Origin of the sequence: Aquiflexum sp. (genome assembly GCF_041749095.1) — a bacterium.
In the GTDB taxonomy this organism is placed as follows: Bacteria; Bacteroidota; Bacteroidia; order Cytophagales; family Cyclobacteriaceae; genus Aquiflexum.
In genome coordinates, this window is record NZ_JBGTCA010000062.1 from 1 (window position 1) to 13156 (window position 13156).

The following is a 13156-nucleotide window of genomic DNA, read 5'->3' on the forward strand; positions in this document are numbered from 1 at the left end:
TTACATTCAGAACAACTACATCAAACCTGATTTTGTAGTGGATATAACAGATTTTTGGAATTTAAAATTGAACAGTATCAAAGCATTTAAATCCCAATTTTATGATCCTGAGAATAAGGAACCTGCCAGTTTTATTTCCTCAGAAGAATTCCTGGATTTTATTGAAGCAAGGGCTCGTGAATTTGGACATAGTATCAATGTGAAATACGGGGAAGGCTTTACCGTGGAGAAAATGATCGGTGTTGGAGATTTATTCGATCTCAAATAATCTCAGGGAGCCAACCGCTGAATTTTCCAACTTCCTTCCAATACTTGGGTATATAGGACTCTGTCGTGTAATCGGCTAGCCCTACCTTGCCAAAATTCCACTTCACTGGCAAGCAACCTGTAGCCTCCCCAATTATCTGGCCTTTTCATTGATTGTTGATCAAACTTCTCCCTCAATTTTTTTTCATTATCTTCTAAAAATTGTCTATTGGGAATCGGTTGGCTTTGAGGAGAAGCCCATGCACCGACTTGGCTGGAATAGGGTCTGGAGAAAAAATATTCATCAGATTCCTCTGGGGAAATCTTGGAAACTTTTCCAATCAACCTCACCTGTCTTTCCAGTTCAGGCCAAAAAAAAGTCAGTGCTGCATAAGGATGGTCATTCAATTCCTTTCCTTTTGTACTGGAATAATTCGTAAAAAAAATAAATCCTTCATCCACTCCTTTAAGCAATACTATTCTCGAATTGGGAAGACCATCCTGTCGGACGGTCGATAGTGTCATCGCATTTACCTCCAAGACTTTGGCCTTGAGTGCTTCCTCAAACCAAATTTTAAATTGATCAATGGGAGATGCTGTAACTTCTTTCTCATCAAGTGATTTGAGGATGTAATCTATGCGAAGGTCTGAAATTTTCATGCCAAGGGAAATTTAAGCTTAAAATTATCATTCTTATTGCATTTATAAAATTTAGATTTAACTTAAGCGCATAAATCTAAATGTATTTTTTATGAATCTTAATCCAAAAAACATACCTCAGGCAGGACATCTTTTAATATCTGAGCCCTTTTTGCAAGATGAAAATTTTGTAAGGTCTGTTGTATTGGTATGTGAAAACAATGAAAATGGATCTTTTGGTCTTGTATTGAACAAGCTTTCAATTCTTAAACTTTGTGAAATTGTTGACGACTTGAATTTTATGGACAGTGATGTCTATGTCGGGGGACCCGTTGAGCAGAACACCCTGCACTTTATCTATTCCGGAGAGCAATTGTTGACTGGCAGCATACAGTTAGGCGAGGATTTATGGTGGGGTGGGGAATTTCTTGAATTGATACAAAAATTAAAGAATAAAGAAATCGTAAATGAAAATATCAGATTTTTTATAGGTTATTCCGGTTGGTCAGAAGGTCAATTGGCCAATGAATTACAAGACAATACTTGGATTGTATGTGAAAAAATTGATTCAAACAGTATTTTTTATGACTCTCCCGAAGAAATATGGAGAAACATTCTGAAAAACATGGGTGGTGAATACCAGCTATTGGCAAATTATCCAATTGACCCAAGACTAAATTGAAGCAATTTTGTTACTTTTGTTTGTAACAGCCATTAATAAGTACCAGTTTGATTATGAGCAATGATAAAGAAATGTCTGAAAAAGACAAGGTGACCCATGCCCTAGAAGAAATTCAGAAAGCGGAAGGTAATGAAGAAAACATTGAAAATACAGAAAATTCCAGTTCAGAAAATCCGGTAGAGGATATAAGAAATGAGATTATTGAGAAAGATGAGGAGGTTTTAGAATCAGAAATAACTGAGGAAATAGAACCGGTCATCGCTGAAAGTGAAATAGAGACAGTTTCAGAAAAAGATTCCAAAGAATCAATTCCTGACAATATTCCCTCATCATTGGAATCCCAAGAAGAAAAAACTTTTGAAGCTGAAATAGATACCAAAAATGAATCTGTTGAAATAAATCCAGAAACAGTTGAACCTGAGAAAGCTTCTTTGACGGAATCTACAGATTCTGTGACAACTGAAGTGACTTTAACAGAAGTTACATCTACAGCATCCGACGATAAAAACAACGAAGAAAGTGAAACACCTGTAGCATCGGCTGAGAAATCCCCTGCAATAGATGAACCTGGAAAACCTTCTTTGAAGGAAACAGCCGAATCCGATATACCTGAAGAAACTAAAGCAGAAGCTACGGTTGTCGCATCCGATGCCGAAAATATTGAAGAAAATGAAACACCTGTAGCATCGGCTGAGAAATCCCCTGAAATCACTTCTGAAGAAAAAGCCGATTCCCATTCTGAAGAAGAACATGAAGAACATTCGGAAATCGAGGAAGATTCACATACAGATTATTCAAACTATTCCAAAAAACAACTTTTATCCAGTTACAAGGAAATACTTTCAAGTGACAGTTTTTTAAAAAATGATACCCAATTGTCTGAAATAAAAAGTCATTTTGAGGAGATTTTCAATCAGGAAAAAGAAGAGGCACTTAATGCTTTTGTGACTAATGGCGGAAATGCTGATGATTTTGAATATCGACCCACAGATGAGGATAAAGCAATGTTTGTGGTATTCAATGAATTCAGGGAAAGAAAGTCAGTATTTTTCAAAGAACAGGAAAGACAAAAAGAAAAAAATCTTTATGCGAAAAACCAGATCTTGGATAAACTGAGAGAATTGGTTGACGGAGAAGAAACTACCCACAGTATCAATACCATCAAGCAAATACAGGACGAATGGAAAAAAATCGGTCCTGTACCCGGTTCTCAAAACAGAAACCTTTGGGCCTCATTCAATGCCCTGATGGACCGCTTCTATGATAATAGAAGTATCTATTTTGAACTGAAGGAGCTTGACAGAAAGAAAAACCTCGAGCAAAAGCTTGAAATCTGTGAAAAAGCAGAATCTCTTTTTGCAGTTCCGGATCTTAAGGAAGCCATAAAAAGCCTGAATGACCTTCATGAAGAATTCAAACATATCGGCCCGGTACCGAGGGATGAACAGGAAGAACTTTGGAACAGGTTCAAAGCAGCATCAGATGCTGTTTACTCCAGAAGAAAGGAATTCTATGAAAACCAGAAGGGGACATTAGTTGAAAATCTGGAAAAAAAGGAAGCCCTTATCCAAAAACTGGAAACCTTCAAGGATTTTAAGGCCGGTAAAATCAAAGAATGGAATGTGAAGACCAAAGAGGTCTTGGCTATTCAGAAAGATTGGGAAGCCATAGGACCTGTACCGAGAGAAAACGGTAAAGAAATCAATAAACAGTTTTGGGGACATTTCAAGCAATTTTTCCAAAATAAGAATCATTTCTTCAAAGAACTGGATGAAATCAGGCTGGCCAATAAAGTAAAAGCCGAAGAATTGATTGAAAAAGCAACAGTACTTCAGGATAGTACCGATTGGCAGCAAACAGCCAGTCAAATGATTTCACTACAGCAAGAGTGGAAAAAAATTGGTCCTACTCCTGAAAAAGTGAGAGATGAACTTTACAAAAAGTTTAAATCAGCCTGTGATACTTTCTTTGAAAACAGAAGAAATTCCACTAAACAGATAAATAAGGAGTTTGATGAAAACCTGAAATCCAAAGAAGCGCTTTGCCAGAAAATCATTGAAGAATCCAAGGGTACCGATTTATCTGAATCAGCACTTGAAGTCCTCATTTCCCAATTCAATTCGATAGGATTTGTTCCCAGAAAAAACATGAAAGAAATTACGGCCAAGTTCAACGAGGCTGTGGACAACTATGTGAAAAAAATTGGTATTGATGGGGGGGATAAAGAAGAGTTTCTTTTCCGGCTCAACCTCAACAAACTTCAGACAGATCCCAATAGTAACAGGGTGCTCAACAAAAAGGAACATGGCATACGGAAACAAATTGCAGATCTGGAAAACAATATCACTCTTTGGAAAAATAACCTGGAATTCTTTGCCGCATCCAAAACCGCAGACAAGCTGAAAGATCAATTTGATGAAAAAATATTCAAGGCAGAAAGAGAGGTTGAGAAGCTAAAGAAAAAGCTGACCATCATCAGGGAATTTTAATACTCTCATAAATAAGGAGATAAACAATATCTCCTTATTTATTTTATAAAACCTTTTGCACCATTCATCTATCCACATATATTTGCACCACGATTTCAGACAAAGGTCTGATCTTGCATTAAAATTCGCATTATTTTCGCCTCCTTATCCCGATAGCCATCGGGATGGTAGAGCAAAAGATAAAATACATTGCCTCCTTATCCCGATAGCCATCGGGATGGTAGAGCAAAAGATAAAATACATTGCCTCCTTAGCTCAGCTGGTAGAGCAACTGACTTGTAATCAGTAGGTCGCTGGTTCGATCCCGGCAGGGGGCTCAAAGGCAACAGAAATGTTGCCTTTTCTTTTTTCATTTAAATCGAAATGCAATGAAGAGTTTTTCTGTTTATATACTTTACTCCAAATCAATAGACCGATTTTATATCGGATATACAGAAAACATTGAATCTAGAATAGACCAACACAATAAGCATGTCTTTAAAGGTTCGTTTACTGACAAAGCAGAAGATTGGCAGATTTTCCACTTAATAACCAATTTAACTGAGAGTACTGCAAAGCTTATTGAGAAGCACATCAAGAAAAATAAATCAAGGACCTATCTGGAAAACCTCAAAAAGTACCCTGATTTAAACCAAAAATTAATCTTAAAATATTCAATTGCATGAATAACCTTTTATTGGCACGCTGATAACGCTGATGTAACTAATTTTCACTGATTTTTTTACCTGCGAACATCAGCAAAATCTGCGTTATCTGCGTTCTATTCAAATAACCCAATCCACTAATAACCAATAACTTAATAACCAAAAAACTAATTTTTCAATCTTCCAATTTTAAAATTTTTCAATTTCAAATTCTTGTCCGCCGTGGCGGATCGAACACCGAATGATGAACTGAGACCAACCCAAGCCTCAAAACGGATACACATTTAAATCAATCCCCCAAAGCCATGGAAGAATAAACAATGTAAAAAATGTCACTAACAATATAGAAAGTATATTCATCCAAATGCCTGCTTTGAACATATCGGGAATGGTCAGGTAGCCCGAACCAAAGACCACCGCATTGGGTGGAGTGGCTACGGGAAGCATAAAGGCACAGCTTGCGGCCATGGTGGCACCGACCATCAATCCGTAGGGATGTACACCCATAGAGTAGGAGACAGCAGCCAAAATCGGCAGCAACATCGAAGCTGTGGCAACATTGGAGGTAATCTCTGTCAGGAAATTAACTGCCGTAATCACAATCAACAAAAACAACCCAAAAGCCATAAAATCTAAAAACACAAACTGATTGCCGATCCAAGAGGCTAATCCTGTTTCTTTAAATCCTTCAGCCAATGATAATCCACCACCAAACAGCAATAATATACCCCAAGGGATTTTCTCGGCAGTTTCCCAATCTAATAGCTTAGTTTTCGGTTTGGAAGAGGGGAGGACAAACAGCACCAAAACCCCGGCTATGGCAATAATGGTATCATCCAAGGCTGGGATAAAATCCTGCAAAACCAAGGAACGTAATATCCACGATAAAGAAACCAATCCAAAAACCCAAGCCACTCTTTTTTCTTCCACAGTGAGAGACCCCAATAGCTTAAGTTGGTTATTGATTTCTTCCTTTCCGCCATGTATTACAAAGCCTTTTTCAAAAGGGTAGGCAAATTTGACAAGGTAAACCCAACAGATCGCTAATAATATAATGGAGATGGGAAGACCAAACATCATCCATTGGGAAAAAGTAATCTCATACTGATACATTTCCTTGATGACTCCGGCCAGGATAATATTGGTAGGGGTTCCGATCAATGTGGCAACTCCACCGATAGAAGCACTATAGGCAATCCCCAGCATCAGGGCTTTCCCGATTCTATTGGGGGATCTTTCATTGGGATTTTCGGAGACACTCAACTGGGTCACCACAGCTATGGCAATGGGCAACATCATCAGGGAAGTGGCGGTATTGGATATCCACATGGATAAAAACGCCGTCGCCAACATAAATCCCAAAATAATCCGCTCAATATTGGTCCCGATAAAGGCAATAATGGTCAGAGCGATCCGCTTGTGCAAGTTCCATTTTTCAATGGCCATCGCAATCATAAATCCTCCCATATACAGCAACACCATGGGATGGGAATAGGAAGTGGCTGTATCAGCCATGGGCAAAGCCCCAAGAGTCGGCAACAACACCAAAGGCAACAGCGAAGTAGCAGCAATCGGAATTGCCTCCGTAATCCACCATATCGCAATCCATGCCGTCATAGCCAACATAGCCAATGCTTCCGAAGACATATCCTTGGGCTGTAGCAAAAATAAAATTCCCAGAAACAATATAGGTCCTAGAAATAAGCCAAGCTTAGCGGTATTGGTTTGGTTCATAGCTTTCCGAAAAGAATACCAAGCTTACCAAAAAATTCAGGATTTTCAAATTGGAATAGGTTGGGGAGAGGTGATGGGGGTATATATGGTTATTATTGAGGTATGGGATGATCTTTAATTATATTTAACATAATGTAAATTATATAACACATGTGTGCTTTCTATTTGAGAAATGAAAACTGTTTGTGAGCAATCTCTAATTTATAAGAATTGGTATGAACAGTTGACAATGTTTCATAATCCATAAAAGTAACTCGTTCTTTTATATCCTTAAAACTCAACGATGCTATTTTACTTTCGTATTCTCTTTTTCGTGCAATATCTGCAACAATGCAAAAACTTGAATAAAAATCTCTTAAATCTTAAAACTTCAAAAGTGAATTGTATATATCGGTTGTATGTTCTATTTCAAAAAAAGATGAAGGCATTTTACGGTTATTAAACCATATTACATCGATGGTTTGAGCTCTCCTCAATAAGTTGGGATATGCAAATGGAAAAATTACATCTAAGGACCTTAAAGATTTAAGAGGTTTGTCAAGGAAAAGTTTGTTTTTGTCTTGGTTTGGAACAAATGTTTGATAACCTTTTAGATTTCCTATCTCTATCAATAATCCTTGGTAATAGAAATGACTAAAATCTTCATCAAAATTGATAGATTTCTCAATTTTGAATTTTTTGAGAATGCTTTCTTTAAATTCATTTAGTGCCCATAATCCAGGCTTAATTTTAAAAAAGAATCTGTCGTCTTGGACAATTCGATTGATTGATTTAAACGGTGTTTTAGTTTTCCATTCCGATACATCCACTTCTTTATACAATTGTCCTAATGTAGCGTAGCCTCCATTAAGTTTCATAACGGAAATTACTTGTTCATATTGATAAGACTTTGCCATATTTGAGTTATAAATATTTGTTAAATTTTATTTCGAACAGCCCCATTTTAAAATCCCACCCCTGCAACTATCGACTTCAATCTAAAATCAAAATTTTAAAATCTGAAATTTAACCCCTCTTACCTTACCCCAAAACTCCTACATAATTATCCTCATCAACCTTTACCTCATTCCTTTGCTCCACTATTAGTTCAAACCATTTTGTAGTGGGTTGAAGATGGACACCCATTCCCTCCCCTGCCTGCATGCCTCAAATCTAAAAAATCACAAAATTCCCAATGCTGATCCGAGGAGCGTGGTAAGACCAAGAAAACTCAAAAACCCTACGATATCGGTGACGGTGGTCAGCACAATTGCAGATGACTGGGCCGGGTCCTGACCAAATGCTTTTAGGATAATCGGAATTACTGCACCCGAGAAGCCGGCAATCACCATTGACAAGATCATCGAGGAGGCGATCACCACCGCAAGACCATAGGAGGAAGCCCAGATAAACACAACGGCGGAGGTAGTCAGGGCCACCGCAACGCCATTAAAAAAACCAACAGCTACTTCTTTTCTGGCTACCTTCCACCAATGCCTGGTTTGTATCTCCCTCAAAGCAAGACCTCTCATGGTCACGGCAAGGGCCTGTGAACCTGTGTTTCCGGATTGCCCGGCTACTACTGGTAGGAAGACCGCCAACACGGTCACCTGAGCGATCGTATCCTCAAAGATCCCTACAATTGACGCTGCCAAAAAGGCGGTGACCAGGTTGATATGAAGCCAAGGCAACCTCTTTTTCACTGCAAACATAGGGCTGGACAAGGCGCGTTCTTCCCGGCCTGCACCAAACATCGCCAAAACATCTTCGCGGGCATCCATCTGGGTGGCAGCGATCAGTCGGTCATTCCGGATAATTCCCAATAAGTTATTACTGAGGTCAACTACCGGCAAATTGAAAAATTTTCCCGCCTCGAAAAGCGCAATGATTTCATCTGAAGGCGTCATTACCTGTACACTCGGTGCAGGTTCCATCAACTTCTCCAGGGTGGTTTCGGCTTTAGAAACCGCTAGAGTCTGGATTAAGACATTACCCAGCAACTGTCCTGAAGTATCCGTAATGTAAATACTCACAATCCTTCGGTCTCCAAGAGTTCTTAGCTTTGTAAGTACATCATTTACTGTGTCTTTTGGAAGAAAGGTGATAATCCTTGTATCCATGAGGTGTCCGGCAGACTCTGCTGGATAGCTCAGCATTTCTTCTATCTTTTCAGACTTCTTTTCATCCAGCAACGATAGTTTATTAGGTACTGAGGATTGTGGAAGTCTGGAAATCAGTTTTGCTGCATCATAAGGATTCATCAGATCAAATAAGGCAATGAAAAAAGTATCATCCATGTCATCCAATACCCGAGAAACGGATTCCGAATTCAGATGAAGCAACACTTCCTGGGCGACATGAATGGGCTGCTTATGCAGATAGTCCATGAGTTCCTCCGTTTTCACCGTATTTAAGGTAATGGCCGCCTCTTCGGGGAATCTTTGGATGTATTGGCTTACCAATTGTTCTTTAATTGTTACCGTGTCCATATTAGCTTTTTTTGATTCGTTTGATCATTTGTCAGAAGACCGGCCTAGCAGACTGGTCAGTCCGATAAGGTAGAGGTCGCCCAATGCATTGCCTGCTTTTATGGCTGGATGATCCACCTTTTTGGTTGTTTTTTCCAATTTACTGAGAGAGGCTCTTGAAACAGTGCCCAGAAAGGTCCCATTCAACTTAATCACCGGCATGTCAATTAAAGCCGGTGCCCAAGATTCCAAAAGATCGGAAGTGTTCATACTGGCAAGGACAGTCCTGGGCACTTCTTCCATCAAGGAATGGATTTCTGTTTCAGGATCGGCTTTAAGCAACTCAACCAACTTAATGTACCCTACCAGTTTATTGTTGTCATTCAAAACATAAACATGAGGTCTGACCGGAGCTTTGCTGCTTTTGACCAGTGTCAATGCGTTTTGAACCGTCATGCGATCAGATAAGGTAAATACATAAGGCTCCAAATGTGCACCCACCTGGTCTTTTGCAAACATTAAGGCATGTCTCAGATAAGAAGACAGCGCTTTTGAAGTTCCTTCCAGCAATTGGTCACTAATGGATTTATCGGTTACCTGAAGGATGGACTCTGCGATTTGAGGATCCAGCAATTCAATCAATTCAATTGCTTTCTTTTTGCTGAGCTTCTCCATTACTTTACCAGCAATAAACGGAGCAATTTCCGCTAGTATGATGACTGCCTGGTCCGAGTCAAGATCTTCAATTAATGCGGTGATCTCATCTACTTCCAGCCTTTCGATCATGGGAATAGCGATGTTTGAATGCTCTTGAAGGAATTGATAAATTAAGAGATGGTCTGTACTCATGCTATTTCTTTTTCTTTTTGATAATCATTACCGTCTTATCATTAAATTCCCTTGCCGGAATATTCGCCAATCCTGTTTTTGTTTCGATGGTGACGCTGTAATCCGTCATTTTCACAATCACACCCTGCTGCCCATTTACCTCTATTTCATTGCCCAGTGAGTAGGATTTGCGGACATAATATGCTCCCAGAATGTTACTGACCGAGGTTTGTGCACCCAGCCCAAATGCGAGGGAAGCCCCGAAAAGCAAGGAGACAAGAATAATAGTGATCAGGTTGGTCAGGAATGCAATATCCACTCCTATTTGACCTATGGCAATAACGATCGCAATTAGTAGGAGTAAATACCTGACCATGTTGCCCAAAAAACCGCCATTGACCAATCCGGTTTTTGTAGCTGCCGACCTTGTCAGATCGCCCAACAACCGACCGAAAATAATCCCGACAAAGATGATGATAACCGCCACTATAACATTTGGCAGATAAGTCATGATCTTTTCGAACCAGAGTCCTGAAAAAGTCAGATCCAATATCTGTAAGCAGAACAGCAGGGAAGTAATAAGGATAACCCAGAAAAAAGTCTTTGAGATAAACCACGCTGAACTTGCCAAGTCTACATTCAGCAAACTGCTTTGTAACCTCAGGTTGATGGATTTATTCAGGTATAGAATAAATCTCCTGACCATTTTTTCTACCAGACGACCTATTAAATATCCTGCGAGGAGGATGCCCAGTGCCAGGAGAATCCTGGGCAGGAGGATGCTTAATCCTGCAACGATATCCTCCATGAATAAGTTAAATTCTTTGTACATACCCGAAATATATAAACTGCAATTTATACTTCGTTCGTAAACCAATCTAATAAAGGTTGGTTTTTTAACCACATTTATAATTATTCTTCATTGGGTCAGTACTTTTTATCGGTCAAAATACGAATCCACCGGCTATCGGTATATAAAGCAATTTCCATTAGCATTTAAGAGAAACAAAAAAAGTAACCTAGAATATAAACCAATACCTAAAGTTATTAATGAGGTTTGCGATTAATTAGATAGGAACGACTATTAAAGGACATTTGCTCCAAGAATAAGCTGTTCCCTTTGCTATTTTTACATTTGTTTTCTTTTTAATTTAAAAGCGTTTTCAACAGATTATCAGTTTCAACAGATGAATTTTCAATGAAGATTAAATATCAACCTTTCCAATGGATTATTCTAAGCCTTTTATTTCTGGCATTGATTTTTTTGTTTCCTTATCTTCAGGAAGCTTCACAACCTAATAATGATATTTCAATTTGGTTTAGCCCCGAAGAACCCGCATTACTTGACTATCAAAACTATCAGGAGGAATTTGGCAACGATCGGATAATCACACTTTCCTTTCAAGACTCATTGGGGGTCTTAAGGCCTGATAACTTGTTGGTCATTCACGAGATTACTACCGCATTTCAAAAACTGCCGGGTGTGTTTGCTGTTGAAAGTATAACCAATGCCAGGGATTTCCAACGCGAATATGATAGTGATGGTTTAACCAGGGTCAAATTCACTCAGGTTCTGCAAACAGATTCTATCATGGTAATCAGTGAAACCAAAAGAGATCAAATTTTAACCTCTCCCCTTTTGGTCAACCGATTTATCAATTCCGATGGCAAAGCAGCCCTTATCTCTATTCGAGCAGCACATTCCAGCAATGCTGATTCGCTAATTGATTCTATCGATAGCATTGCACAACTCCATTTGGATCGGCCATATTATTTGAATGGAATAGATGTTATCGTTAAACATCTAAACAAACAATCTGAGTATGATTTTATGGTTTTTAGCGGAACATCATATTTAATTATGTTTCTCATGGTTTGGTTCTTTGTCAGAAATATTGGCCAATTAATGTATGTTATAATTACTTCTGTTTTGACTTTATTTTTTTCATTGGGTATTTACGGTTTGTTGGGATTTCATTTGAATGTTTTCACAGTGATGACTCCTCCCCTGCTTATTATTTTAAGCATCATTAACACACTCCATGTAATTAATGCTTATACAATGGAAAATTCAGAATTTAGTGCTTCCGGTGCGCTAATGCCGTCGCTGAAGAAATTAATCACACCATTTATTTTTGCATTGTTGACAACTTCACTTGCTTTTTTATCCTTGTTGTCATCCCAGGCAATTGTATTACAGGAGTTTGGTATATTTGCTGCGGTGGGTGCGTGCTTTGGGTATTTGTTGCCTTTATTTTTAGGAGGTATAATACTACCCTATACACGCTCTTCAAAATTATCTTCAATTTCTTTTTTACGAACCTTTGTTTCAAGCTGCCTGCAATCGGTGGTGAGCTATTCAAGATTTTATGTCATTGGAATTGTTACGCTCATCCTTGTTTCCTTTACAGGATTATGGCATTTGAAGACAGATATGTATCCAATCGATTATTTCCCTGCCGATCATCCTGTTCAGCAAACTGATTCATTTATGTCCCGATATTGGGGAAATTATTTTCCGCTTGAATTATTAATTGAATCCAAAGAACCTGGCCACTTAGGTTCAGTGGATGCGGCTCAAAAAATCAATTCATTTGATAGGGCTATACAGGAAGACCCTAGTGTAGGAACGACATTTTCTTATATCACTTTGATGAATCGATATAGTGAAATAACCTTTAGGAGTGGATTAGAGGACATGCTTAAAGATCCCTTTCGTTCAAGGGTGTTTGTCAATCAATTCACCAAATCTCTTCAAGCAGATAGCATCAATCTATTTAATGAAAATCTTACCTGGGCACGTTTCCACCTAACAGGAAAATCGACAGGAAATAAAGAATTGAGTGAAAAGCTGGAGGAAGTAAAAATTATTGGTAAAGCCACTTTAGGTACTGACCTTGCCTTGACATTGGTCGGATACCAAGCATTGTTCATCAAGGCCATGAAATATGCTTTTGACACAATGCTTTCAAGTTTACTTTTATCCTTTATCCTGATATTTTTCATGGTTTGGCTCATGTTGCGTGACTTTAGGTTGGCCATGATTGCAATTGTACCAAATTTACTTCCTATTTTAGTTCTGCTGGGTTATATGGGTATCCGATCGATTGATCTGGACCTTGCAACATGTACAGTTTCTGCTATTTTTCTGGGTATCGCTGTAGATGACACTATTCACATTCTACATCGATACAAAAATTTACGGATCAATTTAATGAAAATGGATGCGGTCAAAAGAAGTTATGAAGAACTCGGTGAAGTTTTTGTAAGAACCAGTATAATTCTGATTATTGGATTTTCTGTTCTGCTGGCTGCTAATTTGAAAACAATAATCTATTTGGGAGAGCTTGCGTTGATTGCATCAATATCAGCATTTATCGGTGACCTGATACTTATCCCTTTGCTAATAAAATATTTTCACAAGGACTGAAAATAATCTCTCCCTCT

General features: G+C 38.6%; 11 protein-coding genes, 1 tRNA gene and 1 pseudogene. 6 read left to right on the plus strand and 7 right to left on the minus strand.

Annotated features, from left to right (window positions below; translation table 11 throughout):
* Positions 1–268, plus strand: a pseudogene (locus ACEW8O_RS03935) (bacillithiol biosynthesis deacetylase BshB1); the annotation flags it as partial.
* 2 nt (positions 269–270) lie between these two features.
* Here the strand turns inward: ACEW8O_RS03935 and pdxH are convergent.
* The gene (gene pdxH / locus ACEW8O_RS03940) at positions 271–906 is read right to left on the minus strand and encodes a pyridoxamine 5'-phosphate oxidase (RefSeq protein ID WP_373493322.1); all 636 of its coding nucleotides are present in this window, start codon (positions 904–906) and stop codon (positions 271–273) included.
* A gap of 91 nt (positions 907–997) precedes the next feature.
* Here pdxH and ACEW8O_RS03945 point away from each other — a divergent pair, with 91 nt between their 5' ends.
* From ACEW8O_RS03945 to ACEW8O_RS03960, 4 genes are all read left to right on the plus strand, one after another.
* A complete protein-coding gene (locus ACEW8O_RS03945) occupies positions 998–1567 on the plus strand; it encodes a YqgE/AlgH family protein (protein ID WP_373493323.1) in 570 nt (189 codons plus the stop codon).
* 53 nt (positions 1568–1620) lie between these two features.
* Positions 1621–4056 carry a DUF349 domain-containing protein gene (locus tag ACEW8O_RS03950; protein ID WP_373493324.1) on the plus strand — a complete coding sequence of 812 codons (2436 nt, stop codon included), beginning with the start codon at positions 1621–1623 and terminating at the stop codon, positions 4054–4056.
* A 244-nt stretch (positions 4057–4300) separates the two neighbouring features.
* Positions 4301–4373: transfer RNA gene (locus ACEW8O_RS03955), tRNA-Thr, on the plus strand.
* Positions 4374–4424: 51 nt separating this feature from the next.
* The gene (locus ACEW8O_RS03960; protein ID WP_373493325.1) at positions 4425–4721 is read left to right on the plus strand and encodes a GIY-YIG nuclease family protein; all 297 of its coding nucleotides are present in this window, start codon (positions 4425–4427) and stop codon (positions 4719–4721) included.
* A 246-nt stretch (positions 4722–4967) separates the two neighbouring features.
* Here the strand turns inward: ACEW8O_RS03960 and ACEW8O_RS03965 are convergent, their stop codons facing one another.
* From ACEW8O_RS03965 to ACEW8O_RS03990, 6 genes are all read right to left on the minus strand, one after another.
* Positions 4968–6434, minus strand: a complete 1467-nt coding sequence (locus ACEW8O_RS03965; protein WP_373493326.1) for a DASS family sodium-coupled anion symporter — start codon at positions 6432–6434, stop codon at positions 4968–4970.
* Positions 6435–6796: 362 nt separating this feature from the next.
* Complete coding sequence (locus ACEW8O_RS03970) at positions 6797–7330, minus strand: hypothetical protein (protein WP_373493327.1); 534 nt, start codon at positions 7328–7330, stop codon at positions 6797–6799.
* Positions 7331–7454: 124 nt separating this feature from the next.
* Complete coding sequence (locus ACEW8O_RS03975) at positions 7455–7577, minus strand: hypothetical protein (RefSeq protein ID WP_373493328.1); 123 nt, start codon at positions 7575–7577, stop codon at positions 7455–7457.
* 17 nt (positions 7578–7594) lie between these two features.
* Entirely contained in the window at positions 7595–8902 is a 1308-nt protein-coding gene (gene mgtE / locus ACEW8O_RS03980) for a magnesium transporter (RefSeq protein WP_373493329.1), read from the minus strand.
* A 24-nt stretch (positions 8903–8926) separates the two neighbouring features.
* Entirely contained in the window at positions 8927–9730 is an 804-nt protein-coding gene (locus ACEW8O_RS03985) for a magnesium transporter MgtE N-terminal domain-containing protein (RefSeq protein WP_373493330.1), read from the minus strand.
* 1 nt (position 9731) lies between these two features.
* Complete coding sequence (locus ACEW8O_RS03990) at positions 9732–10541, minus strand: mechanosensitive ion channel family protein (RefSeq protein WP_373493331.1); 810 nt, start codon at positions 10539–10541, stop codon at positions 9732–9734.
* 651 nt (positions 10542–11192) lie between these two features.
* On the opposite strand from ACEW8O_RS03990, the gene ACEW8O_RS03995 reads away from it, so the two are divergent.
* Positions 11193–13139: an RND family transporter gene (locus ACEW8O_RS03995; RefSeq protein ID WP_373493332.1), complete on the plus strand. Its 1947-nt coding sequence runs from the start codon at positions 11193–11195 to the stop codon at positions 13137–13139.
* Positions 13140–13156 lie beyond the last annotated feature (17 nt).

Excerpts from the sequence above, each read along its gene's own strand:
- pdxH (WP_373493322.1), bottom strand. The coding sequence starts at position 906 with ATGAAAATTTCAGACCTTCGCATAGATTACATCCTCAAATCACTTGAT.
- ACEW8O_RS03945 (WP_373493323.1), top strand. The coding sequence starts at position 998 with ATGAATCTTAATCCAAAAAACATACCTCAGGCAGGACATCTTTTAATA.
- ACEW8O_RS03950 (WP_373493324.1), top strand. The coding sequence starts at position 1,621 with ATGAGCAATGATAAAGAAATGTCTGAAAAAGACAAGGTGACCCATGCC.
- ACEW8O_RS03960 (WP_373493325.1), top strand. The coding sequence starts at position 4,425 with ATGAAGAGTTTTTCTGTTTATATACTTTACTCCAAATCAATAGACCGA.
- ACEW8O_RS03965 (WP_373493326.1), bottom strand. The coding sequence starts at position 6,434 with ATGAACCAAACCAATACCGCTAAGCTTGGCTTATTTCTAGGACCTATA.
- ACEW8O_RS03970 (WP_373493327.1), bottom strand. The coding sequence starts at position 7,330 with ATGGCAAAGTCTTATCAATATGAACAAGTAATTTCCGTTATGAAACTT.
- ACEW8O_RS03975 (WP_373493328.1), bottom strand. The coding sequence starts at position 7,577 with ATGCAGGCAGGGGAGGGAATGGGTGTCCATCTTCAACCCACTACAAAA.
- mgtE (WP_373493329.1), bottom strand. The coding sequence starts at position 8,902 with ATGGACACGGTAACAATTAAAGAACAATTGGTAAGCCAATACATCCAA.
- ACEW8O_RS03985 (WP_373493330.1), bottom strand. The coding sequence starts at position 9,730 with ATGAGTACAGACCATCTCTTAATTTATCAATTCCTTCAAGAGCATTCA.
- ACEW8O_RS03990 (WP_373493331.1), bottom strand. The coding sequence starts at position 10,541 with ATGTACAAAGAATTTAACTTATTCATGGAGGATATCGTTGCAGGATTA.